We start from the raw sequence: 15,235 nt of genomic DNA, 5'->3' as shown, positions 1-15,235 counted from the left end.
GCGAGACTGGTGACCATGACTGACGGCACCGCCACCCCCACCCGCACCGTCCTCCTGCGCGGAGGCGAGGTGCACAGCCCCGCCGACCCCTTCGCCACGGCGATGGTCGTCGAGCGCGGCCACATCGCCTGGGTCGGCTCCGAGGGCGCCGCCGACGCCTTCGCGCAGGGCGTGGACGAGGTCGTCGACCTCGGCGGGGCACTCGTCACCCCCGCCTTCACCGACGCCCACGTCCACGCCACCTCCACCGGCCTCGTCCTCACGGGCCTCGACCTCACCACCGCCCGCTCCCTCACCGAGGCCCTCGGCCTCGTCCGCGCGTACGCCGCGCGCCGCCCCGCCGACCGGGTGCTCCTCGGCCACGGCTGGGACGCCGCCCGCTGGCCCGAGCGCCGCGCCCCGCGCCGCTCCGAGCTCGACGAGGCCACCGGGGGCCGCCCGCTCTACCTGAGCCGCATCGACGTCCACTCCGCGGTCGTCACCACGGCCCTCCTCGACCTGGTCCCGCAGGTCCACCCGCACGGCGACGGCGAGCCCCTCACCAAGGACGACCACCACGCCGTCCGCCGCGCCGCGCTCGCCGCCCTCACCCCCGCCCAGCGCGCCGAGGCCCAGCGAGCCGCCCTCGACCGGGCCGCCTCCCTCGGCATCGGCTCGGTGCACGAGTGCGGCGGCCCCGACATCTCCTCCGCCGAGGACTTCACGGGCCTGCTGGCCCTGGCCGCCGAACGCCCCGGCCCCCGCGTCCACGGCTACTGGGCCGACCGCGACCTCGACCTGGCCCGCGAGCTCGGCGCGGTCGGCGCCGCCGGCGACCTCTTCGTGGACGGCGCCCTCGGCTCGCACACCGCCTGCCTGCACGCCCCGTACGCCGACGCCGCGCACACCGGCACCGGCTACCTGGACGCCGCCGCCGTCGCCGAGCACGTGGCCGCCTGCACCGAGGCGGGCCTCCAGGCAGGGTTCCACGCCATCGGCGACGCCGCCGTCACCGCCGTGGTCGAGGGCGTCCGCGCCGCCGCCGAGAAGGTCGGCCTGGCCCGGATCCGGGCGGCCCGCCACCGCGTCGAGCACGCCGAGATGATGACCCCGGAGACCATCGCGGCCTTCGCGGAGCTGGGCCTGACCGCCTCTGTGCAGCCGGCCTTCGACGCCGCCTGGGGCGGCGAGGACGGCATGTACGCGGACCGGCTCGGCACCGAGCGCGCCCGCACCCTCAACCCGTACGCGGCCATGCTCAAGGCCGGCGTCCCGCTGGCCTTCGGATCCGACGCGCCGGTGACCCCGCTCGACCCCTGGGGCACCGTCCGGGCCGCCGCCTTCCACCGCACCCCCGAGCACCGCATCTCCGTACGGGCGGCCTTCGCCGCCCACACCCGGGGCGGCTGGCGGGCGCTGGGCCGCGACGACGCGGGCATCCTGGTGCCCGGCGCGCCCGCCGACTACGCGGTCTGGCAGACCGGCGAGCTGGTGGTCCAGGCCCCCGACGACCGGGTCGCCCGCTGGTCCACCGACCCGCGCTCCGGCACCCCCGGCCTGCCCGACCTCAGCCCGGGCGGGGACCTGCCGGTGTGCCTGAAGACGGTCGTGGGCGGCCGGGAGGTATTCGTACGGCCACGGGGGTGATCCACCCGGCATCGGCTCGGTCCCGCCGGGCCCGCCCGGATAGGTTCACCCGGGTCCACCGGCAGGACGCCGGACCGGACGGAGCCGTCCGCCCAGCGCACCTGCGCCTCGGGGCGAGGGAAGGTTTCACCGGGGCGGCGGTGGCACCGGCACGGGCCCGGCGGTCCAGTAGACAACGGTCACGGCGGCCCGCAGCCAGCGGGCCCCGGTCCGGCCCGAAGGGCCGCCGGGCCCCGATCGCTGTTCTAAAATCGTCTCGCCGTGACGGGCTGACGAGAACGGGCCGCACGGGCCCGACTCGACGCACGACACACAAGGGGAACCGGTGAGCAACGGCGGACAGCGGACCTTCGGGCCGCTCGGCACCACGCTGGTGATCATTCCGACCTACAACGAGGCGGAGAACATCGGCCGGATCGTGGGCCGGGTCCGCGCGGCGGTCCCCGACGCGCACGTCCTGGTCGCGGACGACAACAGCCCCGACGGCACCGGCAAGCTCGCCGACGAGCTGGCGGCCGGGGACGACCACGTCCACGTCATGCACCGCAAGGGCAAGGAGGGCCTCGGCGCCGCCTACCTGGCGGGCTTCGCCTGGGGCCTGGAGCAGGGCTACGGGGTCCTGGTGGAGATGGACGCCGACGGCTCCCACCAGCCGGAGGAGCTGCCGAGGCTGCTCACCGCGCTGGCCGGCGCGGACCTCGTCCTGGGCTCCCGGTGGGTGCCGGGCGGCCGGGTCGTCAACTGGCCCAAGAGCCGCGAGTTCCTCTCGCGCGGGGGCTCCACCTACTCCCGGCTGATGCTGGACGTCCCGATCCGGGACGTCACCGGCGGCTACCGCGCCTTCCGCCGCGAGACCCTGGAGGGGCTCGGCCTGGACGAGGTCGCCTCGGCCGGCTACTGCTTCCAGGTCGACCTGGCCCGCCGGGCCGTCCGCAAGGGCTTCCGTGTGGTCGAGGTGCCCATCACCTTCGTGGAGCGCGAGCTCGGCGACAGCAAGATGAGCAAGGACATCGTGATCGAGGCCTTGTGGCGGGTCACCCAGTGGGGCCTGCGGGAGCGCGCCGGCAAGCTCACCCGGGGCGGCTCCCGGCGGTAGCCGGGGGAGCGGATGGTCTCCCGGCCAGCCCCCAGGGGCTGCCCGGTACCTCCGGCTGAGGCCGCTTTTACCCCGGGCCGGGCACACTGGGTGGTATGACGACCGGCACCACCACGACGGCCCCCCGGCGGCGCTCGCCCGCCCGTACGTTCCTCCCGCTGGCGGTAGCCGCCTGGCTGATCCTGGAGATCTGGCTGCTCAGCCTGGTCGCGGGCGCGGCCGGCGGGCTCACCGTGGCCGCGCTGCTCGCGGGCGGGCTGGTGCTGGGCGTGGTGGTCATCAAGCGCGCCGGGCGGCGGGCCTTCAGGAACCTGACGCGGACCTTCCAGCAGGCGCAGGAGCAGGCGATGGCCGGCGGCACGCCGGCGGCCCCGCAGCCCGCGAAGGGCTCCGGCAACGCCCTGACCATGCTGGCCGGTCTGCTGCTGATCCTGCCCGGACTCCTCTCCGACGCGGCCGGCCTGCTCCTGCTGCTCCCCCCTGTCCGCGCCTTCGTGTCCCGGCGGGCCGGGCGGACGCTGGAGCGGAGGATGGCCTCCGGCGCCCCGGGCGGCTTCGGCGACGCCTACACGCAGGCCCGGATCCACTTCCCCGACGGCAAGGTGGTCCAGGGCGAGGTGATCCGCGAGGACGGCTCCCCGGCCGGAGGGCCCGGCCCCGACACCGGCCACCGCCCGCCGCTGACACAGTAGCCCGGGCGGGCCGCAGGCCGGGCCATGCCGGGCCCGGCCATGGCATGCCATGGCCGAGACGAGACAGGGCAAGCCGAGGGGCCCCGCCACATCAGTGGCGGGGCCCCTCGGCTTGTGCTCAGCGCCCGCGGATCAGGCGGACTTGCGGCTGTCCCGCGGATGCACGGCGATGTTCATGGCGCCGGAACGCAGGACGGCCAGCCGTTCGGCCAGCACCTCCTCCAGCTCCTCGCGGGTGCGTCGCTCCATGAGCATGTCCCAGTGCGTTCGCGCAGGCTTGCCCTTCTTCTCTTCGGGCCCGTCCCCGTCAACCAGGAGTGCCATGGCGCCGCACGCCTTGCACTCCCACTCCGGCGGAATCTCTGCCTCAACCGAGAACGGCATCTCAAATCGATGTCCGTTCTGGCATGCGTACTCCACCGCCTGGCGCGGGGCCAGATCGATGCCGCGGTCCGTCTCGTAGCTGGTAACCACGAGCCGCGTACCGCGGAGAGCTCGCTCACTCATGAATCGTGCCTCCCGGGCTTGTCGCCCACAGGACAGGTGTCGCTGTCGTCGTCATCCGGTCAACGTCCGGTCGGCGGTATAGATTCCCGCTCCGGGTCATGCGTCGCCCGTCGTGCCGCCCCTTGTTGTACCCACCAGTGCCCGTTTTGTCACATCTGGCAGCAGATGTCACCCAACGTCTCTACTCAATGAACGCGCAGTAACGGTCCGCCTGGCAGGCCAAAGGCGTACACTACCGGCCCATCGCCATAACGTCGAAATCCGTTCGGAACTCGTTCACGAGTCCGGCCCGGATCCCGCCTCAGACGCGCACCGGAACAGGATTGCCCGCCGCCTCCACCGCGCGCCGCACCGGCACTCGCGCGAGCAGTGCGAAACCCAGTGCGAAGAAGACCACCAGCGAGATGATCGCGTCCCGGTAGCTGCCCGTGACCTGGTAGGTGAGCCCGAAGACCAGCGGCCCCACCCAGCTCAGCCCGCGGTCGCTCATCTCGTACGCGGAGAAGTACTCGGCCTCCTTGCCCGCCGGCACCAGGTGCGAGAACAGCGAGCGCGACAGCGCCTGGCTCCCGCCCAGCACCAGCCCGATCATCGCGGCGAGTGCGAAGAACCACACCGGTGTCCTGGCCGGGAGGAAGTACCCGGCCCCCAGCGTCAGGCCCCACGCGGCCAGCGAGCCCAGGATCGTCCGCTTCGCCCCGTACGCGACCGCCAGCCGCCCCATCGCCAGCGCCCCGACCACCGCCAGGACCTGGACCAGCAGCACGGCCACGATCAGCGTGGACTGTTCCAGCTCCAGCTCCTCCGAGCCGTACACCGAGGCCTGGGAGATCACGGTCTGGACCCCGTCGTTGTAGACCAGGTACGCCAGCAGGAACGACAGGGTCAGCGGATAGCGCCGCATGTCCTTCAGCGTGGCCACCAGCTGCCGCCAGCCGCTGACGGCCGGCGCCGCACCCGCCTCCCGGACCACCGCCCGGTCCCGCAGCCGGCGCAGCGGGACGATCGCGAAGGCCCCCCACCACAGGCCGGCCGAGGCCAGGCAGATCCGCACCGCCGCGCCCTCGGAGAGGCCGAAGGAGTCGTGGCCCTGGAAGAGCACCAGGTTCAGCACGAGCACGAACGCGCCCGAGGTGTAGCCGAAGGCCCAGCCCCGCGAGGAGACGGTGTCCCGCTCGTCCGGGGTCGAAATCTGCGGCAGGAAGGCGTTGTAGAGCACCATCGAGACCGCCAGCGAGGCGTTCGCGACGACCAGCAGGAACCCGCCGAGCAGGTAGCGGTCCCCGTCCAGGAAGAACATCCCGGCCGTCGCCGCGGCCCCGGTGTACGCGGCCGCCGCCAGCAGCGGCTTCTTGCGGCCGGTCCGGTCCGCCGCCGCGCCGGCCAGCGGCATGATCAGCACGGCCAGGATCACCGACAGCGACACCGTGTACGCGAAGAACGACCCGGCCCGCACCGGTATGCCGAGCGGGTGGACATAGCCCTCGGAGTCGGCCGCCGCCTTGGCCACCGCCGTCAGGTACGGCCCGAGGAACACCGTGAGGACGCTCGTCGAGTAGACCGAGCACGCGAAGTCGTAGAAGTACCAGCCGTGCTGTTCGCGCCGGCGCTCGGCGGCCGCGTCCGCGGCGGCTCTGCCGTCCTCCGCGCCGGGTTCCGCTTCCCTGTCCGTACGCTCGGTCATGAGCGCCCCCTTGCCTCTCCCCGCAGGACGCCGGCCGCCGGACCGGGCGCGGCGGCCCTCCGGCCCGTCAGGCCCAGGCTCCGCGCCGGTCCAGCACCGTGCGCAAGATGTCGATCCGGTCGGTCATGATGCCATCGACACCCAGGTCGAGAAGAGCCTCCATGCGTTCCGGTTCGTTCACGGTCCACACGTGCACCTGGAGTCCCCGCGCGTGCGCGGTCCGTACGAAGCGCCGGTCGACCACCCGGATGCCCGCCTGGGTCTCCGGCACCTGGGCCGCCACCGCGCCCACCCGCAGCGCCGCCGGGATCGCCCACGATCGCAGCCGCAGCCCGACCACGCCCCGGACCCCGTACGAGGTGGCCAGCCGGGGGCCGGCGATCTTCTGGGCCCGGGCCACCCGGCTCTCCGAGAAGGAGCCCACGCAGACCCGGTCCCAGACCCCGGTCCGCGCGACGAGGTTCACCAGCGGGTACAGGGCCGACTCGTCCTTGACGTCCACGTTCCAGCGGGCGTCCGGGAACTCCTCCAGCAGCTCCTCGAAGAGCGGCAGCGGCTCGCTGCCCGCCACCCGCGCCTCCCGCACCCGGCTCCACGACAGCTCCCTGATCCGGCCCGTCGCGTCGGTGACCCGGTCCAGGGTGGCGTCGTGGAAGGCCACCAGCTTGCCGTCGGCCGTCGCGTGCACATCGGTCTCGAAGTACCGGTAGCCCGCTTCGGCCGCCCGGCGGAAGGCGGCGGCGGTGTTCTCCAGACCGTCCGCGGCCCCGCCCCGGTGGGCGAAGGGGATCGGGGCCGGGTGGTCCAGGTAGGGGTGGCGAAGGCGTACGTGAGTCACGGGCGCAGTATGCCCGCTGTGCCCCCCGGGACGGGAGCGGCCGGATGGACGGACGGGGAACGCGCCCGTCCGCCGGCCGGGCCGGGCGGACGGTCCGGCCCCCGCCTGGCCCGAGTGGACCGCTCCGTGACACCCTGGAGGCCGCGGAACCAATCCAATCCCGGCCCGTGCCCCGCCCGCCCGGGCCAATCGCATGAAGGTGGACCGGACGCCATGGCTCAGTGGACCTCAGCGGTCGGCGCCGCGCAGCTCGCCCGCCTGATCACCTCCCAGCAGGAGCGGCCCGCCGTCCCCGGCGCCCGCAGGGCGCCCGCGTACCGCACGCTCGCCGACGGCATCCGGCTGCTCGTCCTGGAGGGCCGCGTCCCCGTGGCGGCCCGCCTGCCCGCCGAGCGCGAACTGGCCGCCGCCCTCTCCCTCAGCCGCACCACCGTCGCGGCCGCCTACGAGGCCCTGCGCGGCGAGGGCTTCCTGGAGTCCCGCCGGGGCTCCGGCAGCTGGACGTCCGTACCGGCCGGGAACCCCCTCCCCGCCCGGGGCCTGGAGCCGCTGCCGCCCGAGTCCCTCGGCTCCATGATCGACCTGGGCTGCGCCGCCCTCCCCGCGCCCGAGCCCTGGCTCACCAAGGCCGTCCAGGGCGCCCTGGAGGAACTCCCGCCCTACGCGCACACGCACGGCGACTACCCCGCCGGCCTGCCCGCGCTGCGCCGGATGCTCGCCGACCGCTACACCGAGCGCGGCATCCCGACCATGCCCGAGCAGATCATGGTCACCACCGGGGCCATGGGCGCCATAGACGCCATCTGCAGCCTCTTCGCCGGCCGGGGCGAGCGGATCGCCGTCGAGTCCCCCTCCTACGCCAACATCCTCCAGCTGATGCGCGCCGCCGGGGTCCGCCTCGTGCCCGTTGCCATGGGCGCGGGACTCAGCGGCTGGGACATGGACGTCTGGCGGCAGGTCCTGCGCGACTCGGCCCCGCGCCTGGCCTACGTCGTCGCCGACTTCCACAACCCCACCGGAGCCCTGGCCTCGGAGGACCAGCGCCGGGCCATGGTCGAGGCGGCCCGCGCCGCCGGCACCGTCCTGATCGCCGACGAGACCATGGCCGAGCTCCAGCTGGACCCGGAGCCGGCCATGCCGCGCCCCGTGTGCTCCTTCGACCCGGCCGGCTCCACGGTGGTCACCGTCGGCTCCGCCAGCAAGGCCTTCTGGGCGGGCATGCGGATCGGCTGGGTCCGGGCGGCCCCCGACGTCATCCGCAGCCTGGTCGCGGCCCGCGCCTACGCCGACCTCGGCACCCCGGTGCTGGAGCAGCTCGCCGTGAACTGGCTGATGCGCACCGGGGGCTGGGAGGAGGCCGTCGGGATGCGGCGCACCCAGGCCCGGGAGAACCGGGACGCGCTGGTCACGGCGGTGCGCAGGGAGCTGCCGGACTGGGAGTTCGAGGTGCCGGGCGGCGGGCTGACCCTGTGGGCCCGGGCCGGCGGGCTGTCCGGTTCGCGGCTCGCGGAAGTGGGGGAGCGGGTCGGCGTCCGCGTCCCCTCGGGCCCCCGGTTCGGGGTGGACGGGGCCTTCGAGGGCTATGTCCGGCTGCCCTTCACGGTCGGCGGCCCGGTGGCCGAGGAGGCCGCCGTGCGCCTGGCGGCGGCGGCCCGCCTGGTCGGTACCGGGGAGGGCGGCGCGGCCGAACCGCCGCGCACGTTCGTCGCGTAGCCCGGCTCCCCCTCGCCCGAGGGGTTCAGGGGGCCTCCGCCGCCACTTCGGGGAGCTCCGCGGTGCCGGGCGTCCCGGCCTGTGCCGGGGGCTGGTCCTTGAGCGGCCCCGCGGGCACCGGCGGGGACTCGCCGCCGCGGGGCCCGGCCGGCTGCCGCTCGGGCAGCAGCTCCATGACGGCGTGGCGGTGGGCCGGGTGCGTGGCGTCGTCGTACGGGTCCGGGGTGGCGGGCACCTGGAGCCGGTGGACCGGGCCGGTCCCGAGCCGGGCGTAGCCGCGGCCGGGCGGGAGCTGCGGGGGCGGGGTGGTGTGCGGGGGCAGCCCGAGGATGTCGGTGAGCTGCTGGACGGGGGCGGGGCCGAGGACGACCCGGGCCCGGGTGTGCTGCCAGACGGCGTCGCCGATCAGCTCCAGGTGGTCGAAGTGCTCGGCGACCACCACCGTGACGTGCGCGGCGCGGCCGTGCCGCAGGGGCACCTGGAGCTGGGCGAGGGGGTCAGGGCGGCCCTCGGCGGTCGCGAGGTGCGCGAGCACGCTGGGACGGTCCAGCAGGATCCACAGCGGCCGCCGGATGTCCTCGGGCGCGGGCCGGCCGGCCTCGCGGGCCCGGTGCGCGGCGATCAGGCGCCGCTCGGTCTCGTGCGCGGCCCACTCGACGGTGGCCAGGGCCCCGGTCGGGCCGCACTCGACGGCGAGGACGCCCGCCCGTCCGGCCAGGCAGGCGTACTCGTTGCTGCCGCCGCCCTCGACGACCATCACGTCGCCGCCCTGCCGCAGGGCCTGAAGGGCGATCGAGCGGACCAGGGTGGTGGTGCCGCTGCCGGGTTGGCCCACGGCCAGCAGGTGGGGTTCGGTGGAGCCGGGGCCGGTCCGCCAGATGACGGGCGGCAGGTCGCGGGTCTCGTCGCCCTCCAGCACCGGCAGGGTGCGCCGGACCCCTGAGGGGTCGGTGAAGCCGAGGACGCTCTCGCCGGGGGAGGTGACGAACGGCTGGGCGGCGATCCCGGTGGGCAGGGCCTCCAGGACGCTCAGGTCGAGCCGGTTGGCCTCCTCGTCCCAGGCGAAGTGGTACTCCCGGCCGCGCCCGGACTTGGCGTGCAGCAGGGACTCGATCCGGGCCCGCGAGGCGGCCTCCCCGTCGGTGAAGTACGCCGGGTAGCGGATCCGGAGCCGGGTGACGCGGCCCTCGGCGTCGAAGGCGTGGTCGCTGAAGGCGTCGTCGAAGCCGCCGCCGTGGGCGAACAGCGGGCTCGGGTCCTCGGGGGCGGAGAAGTAGGGCACGAGGGCCTCGTAGAGGGAGCGCAGCCGGTCGGTCTCGGCTTCGCTGGGACCGCTCTTCACGGGGGTGCGGTCACGCCCGTGCCAGCCCGCCGCCGCCATCAGCGCGATCAGCGCCGTGACGGGCCCGTACGGGACGAGCGCGACCACGAGGACGCAGGCGGCGCCCAGGAACAGCGCCGGACCCCGCTTGTCCTTCGGGGTCGCGGCCCACTTGCGGCGGCCGGCCGAGGCCAGGACGCGCAGTCCGCGCCCGACGACCAGGAGCGGATGGAGGACGTCCGTGGCGTTGTCGGCCGCCGTGCGGGCGAGGTCGCGGCCCCGGGCGAGCGAGGTGCTGCCACTGGTGAGGATGCGGGGAAGTGGGCGCCGGGCCACGGTCGTCTCCTGGGTGGTGGGGCGGGGCGGGCTAGAGCTTGATCCCGCCGAGCAGGCTCGCGAGGCTCGCCGTGCTGGCGGTGATGCTCGGGGCGATGGCGGAGCCGGCGAGGAAGAAGCCGAAGAGCGCGCAGACGACGGCGTGCATCAGCTTCATCCCGTCCTTCTTGAAGAAGAGGAAGCAGATGATGCCGAGCAGTACGACGCCGGAGATCGACAGGACCATGGGAGTTCTCCTGGTAGCGGAACGGTCGGGAAGGTCACCATCAGTTGTTCCAGGCTCACAGGAAGTATCAATGCGACAAAAGGTGCATACGGGTGAACCTTCGGGTTTTTCACTTGACCGGACCGTCCCGGCTGGCACGTCGGCGCCCCGGGGTGTCGGGTGTCCCGGCCCCCGACATCCTTGCCTCGGGCTGGCCCCGCCATGTCCAGGGACGGGCGCTACCCTGGCGATTCACCCGTACGGACGCAGCGCCGCGCACCCCCCTGCCCGCCCGGCCTGGGCAGACTCCTGCCGGATGCCGCAGGCGGCGGTGGGTGCCGGCCGGCGCCCCGGCACGACTTGAGAAGAGCGAAAGGCGGTACGACCGATGAGCGAGCACCAGGACGCGCCCGACGAGGACGTCATCGAGCTGGCCACCAAGATCTTCGACCTCGCCCGCCAGGGCGAGACGCAGACCCTGGCCGCCTACCTCGACGCCGGGGTCCCCGCCAACCTCACCAACGACCGCGGCGACACCCTCGTCATGCTCGCCGCCTACCACGGGCACGCCGACGCCGTCACCGCCCTGCTGGCCCGCGGCGCCGAGGCCGACCGCGCCAACGACCGCGGCCAGACCCCGCTCGCCGGCGCCGTCTTCAAGGGCGAGGAAGACGTCATCCGCGCGCTGCTCGCCGGCGGGGCCGATCCCGAGGCCGGCACCCCCTCCGCGGTGGACACGGCCCGCATGTTCCACAAGGCCGACCTGCTGGAACTCTTCGGAGCCAAGTAGTCCGCTTTTTCCCCGTCCGGGCCCGGGCCGGTACGGGCCCGCGACCTCACGGCTTGGTCACGGCGCCCTTAAATGTGGTCGCGGCGCACAAACCGCCTGGGCCATCATGGCGTCGGATTCGATTCGCGGACATGACGGACGGGCAGGAGCGGGCTGGACACGACGGGTGTCCACACCCACCCCTGCCGCACCGGCCGGCACGGTCGCGGAGCACCGACGAGAGTGAGAAGGCAATGGTCTACATCGAGCGGAACATGACGGCGGACGTCCTCACATGCTGTTACGCGGCCCTGTGAATCCCGATTCCCGGTTGCGTCCCCAGCTTGATATGAGGCCATTCCCATGTTCGAACCAGTCATAGCGCCGAGCGGCACCCTGCTCGGCCTCCTCCAGCGGGGCCGCGGCGACGGCACGCTGCACGCCCTCGCGGCGCCCCGGCCCGAGGCCCTCGCGGCCCTCGACCAGTGCGTGACCCGTGACCCGCGGCAGGACTGGCAGGTCGAGAACCGGTCGCTGTACTACGCACGCCTGTACCTGGACCTCGCCGGCCCCCTCGGCGAGATCGAGGCCCACCTCTTCGGCGTCGACGACCTCGTCGACGAGGAGGACCACCGCACCGGGCTCGCCCTGTCCGTCCTCGGGCACCTGGCCTCGTACGGCCGCGACGACGCGCTCATGCTGCTGCGCCGCTACGCCGCCTCCGGGGCCAACTGGGCCTGGGCCCTCGACGAGCTCGCCCTGCGCGACGACGACGAGGGGCTGCGCTCCCTCGCCGCACCCGTCCTCGCCCGCTTCCCGGCGGACGCCGAGGGCGAGGCGCGGCTGGCCGCCGCCGTCCGCGACGCCTACGAGCCCCGGCCGTGGCGCCTGTGGGAGGAGCTCCCGCAGTACGGGCAACGCCTGCGCGCCGCCCGCCAGCAGGGCTCCTTCGACCGCTGGCAGCGCCAGCTCTCCCCCGGCGGCCCCCGGCCCGGCTGGGGCGTCCGGGCCGTCTTCGACTGGGCCGCCGACGGGCTGCGCCGCGGCACCCCGCTGCACGTGCCCGCCGCGCGCTGTCTCGCCGCCGTGGCCGGGCCCGAGGACCGCCCCGAGATCCTCGCGGCCGCCGCCGGGGCCCAGGGCGAGGCCGCCCGGGCCACCGCCCTGCACCACCTGGTCCTCGCGGAGCCGGAGAACCCGGCCGTCCTGGACCTCATCGAAGCCGCCGGCGACGAACCCGCCGTGGCCGCCTACGAGCGCATGTGCGGCCCCGCGGCCCTGGAACGGGCCCGCTCGTGGGTCCACCGGCCCGACGCCCTCGGAGCTGCCGCCGCGGCCCTCCTGGCCGCCTGCGGCGGCGCCGACGACGCCGGCCTGGTCCTGGGAGCCCTCCGCTCGACCGTCCGGGGCTCGGGCCCCGACTCCGCCCGCCTCTTCACCCTGGTGGACGGCGCGGGCCGGCTCTCCATCGGCTGCGCGGCCCCGGTGCTGCGCCACATCTACCGCGAGACGGCCTCCTCCCACCTGCGCGGCCGTGCCGCCCGCGCCCTCGCCAGCACGGACCCCACCTTCGCGGCGGGCTTCGCCGTCGAATGCCTGTGGGACTGCGAGGAGACCACCCGCGAGGTCGCGGCCCGCCACGCCGAAACGGCCGACGCCCGCGTCGCCCCCCGCCTCCGCCGTCTGGCGACGGACCCGGCGGAGGAGGAGGACGTCCAGTCGGCGGTCCGCAGCCGCATCACCCCCGAGTCGGCCGTGTAGCCCCGCCGGCCCCCGCTGCGCGGTGCTCGCCCCCGGGGCTCCGCCCCGGACGATCCCCCGGATGCCGCCGGGGGTACCCCCTCGCCTCGAGCGCCGCGCGGGCCGGCACGTCGCTGAGCGAAATCCGGCCCGCGCGGCGCTCGAGGCGACCGGGCGAGGAGCGTCCGGGGCCGGGTCCGGGGCGGAACCCGGAATCCTTCAGCGCCGCCGGCATGTGAGGCGTGGGTCAGGGGCGGAGCCCGTGGGAACGGTGGCTGGGGGAGCCGGGCGGGCAGGGGACCTCGCCCCGCGCAGCGGCACACCCGCACCGGGCCCCGGGCCGCTCCCGGAGATCAGGCGGGGACGAACCGCACCGCCACCCCCGGACGGGCCTGCGCGGCGGCGTCGAGCGCGGGGCCCGGCGGGACCACCCCGACCACCGGATACCCCCCGGTCACCGGATGGTCGGCCAGGAACACCACCGGCAGCCCGTCCGGCGGGACCTGTACCGCTCCCAGGACCATGCCCTCGCTCGGCAGCTCCCCCTCCCGCGCCCGGGCCAGCACCGGCCCCGCCTCCGTACGCAGCCCGACCCGGTTCGAGGCCGGGGACACCCGGTACCCGGACGACAGCAGCGCCGCCAGCGAGGCCCCCGTGAACCAGTCCGCCCGAGGCCCGAGCCGCAGCGGGAGCACCAGCTCCGCCACCGGCGGCCCCGGCACCCGCAGGGCGTCCGCCCCGGACACCGCGGACGGCCCCGCCGCCCCCACCGCCAGCACCGCCCCCTCCGCGAGGACCGGCGGGCCCAGCCCCGACAGCAGGTCGGTCGAGCGGCTCCCCAGCACCGGCGCGGCGGCGATCCCCCCGCGCACCGCGACGTAGCACCGCAGCCCGGCCCCCGCCCGGCCCACGTCCAGCTCCGCCCCCGCCGGCAGCCGCACCGGCGCGCCCCACGCCGCCGGCCGCCCCGAGACCCGTATCGCGCAGGGCGCGCCCGTCACGGCCACCGTCACCGGCGCCAGGGCGCGCAGCCGGACGCCGTCCAGGGTGGTCTCCAGGGTGGCGGCCGCCGCCGTGTTGCCGACGAGGCGGTTGGCCAGGGCATGCGCGGCCGTGTCCAGGGCGCCCGACCGGGGCACGCCCAGGTGCGCGTACCCGGGGCGCCCCAGGTCCTGCACGGTGGTCAGCGCCCCCGCCCGCACCACCAGCAGCCCGCTCCCGCTCATGCCCCCGCTCCCGTTCATGCCCCCGCCTCCTCGAACCGCACCCGCATCCCCGGCGCGAACAGCGCCGCCGGCTCCCGCGCCGGGTCCCACAGCGTCGCGTCGGTGGAACCGACCAGCTGCCAGCCGCCGGGGGAGGAGCGCGGGTAGACCCCCGCGTACTCCCCGGCGAGCGCGAGGGATCCCGCCGGGACCGCCGTACGGGGCGTGGCCCGCCGGGGCAGCCACAGCCGCTCCGGCAGACCCGTCAGGTAGCCGAAGCCGGGCGCGAACCCGCAGAACGCCACCCGGAACTCGATCCCCCCGACCAGCCCGGCCACCTCCCCCTCGGCGACGCCCCACGCGCCTGCCACCTCCGCCAGGTCCGGCCCGCCGTACCGCACCGGCACGGTGACCAGCGGCCCCCCGGCCTCCGCGAGCGGCGGCACCTCCCAGCGGGCGATCCGCGCGGCCAGCGCCTCCGGCTCCCGCACCCCGTCCAGCAGCACCGTCCGCGCCGCCGGCACCACCTCCCGCACGGCGCCCAGTTCGCCCGCCTCCCGCCGGCGCAGCAGCTCGGCGTGGAGCGCGGCCGCCTCCCCGGCCGAGTCCACCTCCAGCAGCAGTGCCTCCCTGCCCACCCCCAGGGCCCTCACGCGAACGCCTCCACCGGCACGCCCGCCGCCCCCAGCGCCTCCCGGACCCGCAGCGCCAGCCCCGAGGCCCCCGGGGTGTCCCCGTGCAGGCACAGGGAGCGCGCGCGGACCCGTACCGGGGAGCCGTCGGAGGCCGTGACCTCCCCCTGCGCGGCCATCCGGACGGCCCGCGCGACCACCGCGTCCGGGTCGTGCAGCACGGCCCCCCGCTCCCCGCGCGGCACCAGCGTGGCCCGCGGCGTGTAGGCCCGGTCGGCGAACGCCTCCGGTACGGCCCCGAGCCCGGCCTCCGCGGCCGCGGCGAGCAGCACCGACCCGGGCAGCCCCAGCACCGGCAGCCCGGCCTCCCCGGTGGCCAGCCGGACCCCCTCGACCACCGCCCCGGCCTGGTCCGCGTCGTGGACCGTGCGGTTGTACAGCGCGCCGTGCGGTTTCACGTACGCCACCGTGGACCCGGCCGCCCGTGCGAACACCTCCAGGGCCCCGATCTGATACGCCACCTCGGCCGCCAGCTCCGCCGCGGGCACGTCCATCGCCCGCCGCCCGAAACCGGCCAGGTCCCGGTAGGAGACCTGCGCGCCTATCCGTACGCCCCGCGCGGCGGCCAGCTCGCACACCCGGCGCATGATCGAAGGGTCGCCGGCGTGGAAGCCGCAGGCCACGTTCGCGCTGGTGACCACCGACAGGAGGGCCTCGTCGTCCGTGAGCGTCCACCGCCCGAAGCCCTCGCCGAGGTCGGCGTTGAGGTCGATCGCGGCCGCTGGGGATGTGATCATGGAAGCCATGCGGCGAGCGTAGAACAGCGCGCGAGCCGCGCGCCGCAGAGTCCTTCCGCGGCCTTCCGCGGAGC

14 protein-coding genes are annotated in these 15,235 nt (G+C 75.5%); 6 read left to right on the top strand and 8 right to left on the bottom strand.

The annotated features are described in order from the left end of the window. The first annotated feature begins 15 nt into the window (after nucleotides 1-15). From ACFY15_RS22455 to fxsA, 3 genes are all read left to right on the top strand, one after another. Nucleotides 16-1,626 (top strand): amidohydrolase, encoded by a 1,611-nt coding sequence (locus ACFY15_RS22455; RefSeq protein WP_390688724.1) that lies wholly within the window; start codon nucleotides 16-18, stop codon nucleotides 1,624-1,626. A 325-nt stretch (nucleotides 1,627-1,951) separates the two neighbouring features. Beyond that, nucleotides 1,952-2,722, top strand: a complete 771-nt coding sequence (locus ACFY15_RS22450) for a polyprenol monophosphomannose synthase (RefSeq protein WP_390688725.1) — start codon at nucleotides 1,952-1,954, stop codon at nucleotides 2,720-2,722. A 95-nt stretch (nucleotides 2,723-2,817) separates the two neighbouring features. Next, nucleotides 2,818-3,414, top strand: coding sequence for an FxsA family membrane protein (gene fxsA / locus ACFY15_RS22445; protein ID WP_390688726.1), 597 nt, complete (start codon nucleotides 2,818-2,820; stop codon nucleotides 3,412-3,414). 132 nt (nucleotides 3,415-3,546) lie between these two features. Here fxsA and ACFY15_RS22440 read toward each other — a convergent pair whose 3' ends face one another. The 3 genes from ACFY15_RS22440 to ACFY15_RS22430 form a co-directional block, all read right to left on the bottom strand. Continuing rightward, nucleotides 3,547-3,921 (bottom strand): RNA polymerase-binding protein RbpA, encoded by a 375-nt coding sequence (locus ACFY15_RS22440; RefSeq protein WP_007262928.1) that lies wholly within the window; start codon nucleotides 3,919-3,921, stop codon nucleotides 3,547-3,549. 301 nt (nucleotides 3,922-4,222) lie between these two features. Next, nucleotides 4,223-5,605 (bottom strand): MFS transporter, encoded by a 1,383-nt coding sequence (locus ACFY15_RS22435; RefSeq protein ID WP_390688727.1) that lies wholly within the window; start codon nucleotides 5,603-5,605, stop codon nucleotides 4,223-4,225. Nucleotides 5,606-5,672: 67 nt separating this feature from the next. Beyond that, the gene (locus ACFY15_RS22430) at nucleotides 5,673-6,443 is read right to left on the bottom strand and encodes a glycerophosphodiester phosphodiesterase family protein (protein WP_390688728.1); all 771 of its coding nucleotides are present in this window, start codon (nucleotides 6,441-6,443) and stop codon (nucleotides 5,673-5,675) included. Nucleotides 6,444-6,656: 213 nt separating this feature from the next. On the opposite strand from ACFY15_RS22430, the gene ACFY15_RS22425 reads away from it, so the two are divergent. Beyond that, a complete protein-coding gene (locus ACFY15_RS22425; protein ID WP_390688729.1) occupies nucleotides 6,657-8,156 on the top strand; it encodes a PLP-dependent aminotransferase family protein in 1,500 nt (499 codons plus the stop codon). A gap of 25 nt (nucleotides 8,157-8,181) precedes the next feature. On the opposite strand, the gene ACFY15_RS22420 is transcribed toward ACFY15_RS22425, so the two are convergent. Both ACFY15_RS22420 and ACFY15_RS22415 read right to left on the bottom strand, forming a co-directional pair. Continuing rightward, complete coding sequence (locus ACFY15_RS22420) at nucleotides 8,182-9,813, bottom strand: ATP-binding protein (protein ID WP_390825989.1); 1,632 nt, start codon at nucleotides 9,811-9,813, stop codon at nucleotides 8,182-8,184. 31 nt (nucleotides 9,814-9,844) lie between these two features. Further along, a complete protein-coding gene (locus ACFY15_RS22415) occupies nucleotides 9,845-10,039 on the bottom strand; it encodes a hypothetical protein (RefSeq protein WP_366453514.1) in 195 nt (64 codons plus the stop codon). Between the two features lie 367 nt (nucleotides 10,040-10,406). Here ACFY15_RS22415 and ACFY15_RS22410 point away from each other — a divergent pair, with 367 nt between their 5' ends. Together ACFY15_RS22410 and ACFY15_RS22405 are read left to right on the top strand one after the other, a co-directional pair. Beyond that, on the top strand, nucleotides 10,407-10,808 hold the full coding sequence (locus ACFY15_RS22410; protein ID WP_390688731.1) for an ankyrin repeat domain-containing protein: 402 nt from the start codon (nucleotides 10,407-10,409) through the stop codon (nucleotides 10,806-10,808). 342 nt (nucleotides 10,809-11,150) lie between these two features. After that, on the top strand, nucleotides 11,151-12,548 hold the full coding sequence (locus tag ACFY15_RS22405) for a HEAT repeat domain-containing protein (RefSeq protein WP_390688732.1): 1,398 nt from the start codon (nucleotides 11,151-11,153) through the stop codon (nucleotides 12,546-12,548). A 332-nt stretch (nucleotides 12,549-12,880) separates the two neighbouring features. Here the strand turns inward: ACFY15_RS22405 and ACFY15_RS22400 are convergent, their stop codons facing one another. Genes ACFY15_RS22400 through ACFY15_RS22390 form a run of 3 tightly spaced genes read right to left on the bottom strand, consistent with a single transcriptional unit; the run spans nucleotide 12,881 to nucleotide 15,161 of the window. Next, nucleotides 12,881-13,753 carry a biotin-dependent carboxyltransferase family protein gene (locus ACFY15_RS22400; protein ID WP_390826035.1) on the bottom strand — a complete coding sequence of 291 codons (873 nt, stop codon included), beginning with the start codon at nucleotides 13,751-13,753 and terminating at the stop codon, nucleotides 12,881-12,883. Between the two features lie 14 nt (nucleotides 13,754-13,767). Beyond that, a complete protein-coding gene (locus tag ACFY15_RS22395) occupies nucleotides 13,768-14,385 on the bottom strand; it encodes an allophanate hydrolase subunit 1 (protein WP_390688733.1) in 618 nt (205 codons plus the stop codon). After that, a complete protein-coding gene (locus ACFY15_RS22390; protein WP_390688755.1) occupies nucleotides 14,382-15,161 on the bottom strand; it encodes a LamB/YcsF family protein in 780 nt (259 codons plus the stop codon). The genes ACFY15_RS22395 and ACFY15_RS22390 overlap by 4 nt, the downstream gene beginning before the upstream one ends. Between the last annotated feature and the right edge of the window lie 74 nt (nucleotides 15,162-15,235).

The sequence above is a fragment of the Streptomyces sp. NPDC001373 genome (assembly GCF_042895815.1).
Classification (GTDB): domain Bacteria; phylum Actinomycetota; class Actinomycetes; order Streptomycetales; family Streptomycetaceae; genus Streptomyces.
The sequence above is the reverse complement of the archived record's forward strand: the minus strand, read 5'-3'. Positions and strand labels throughout refer to the sequence as shown.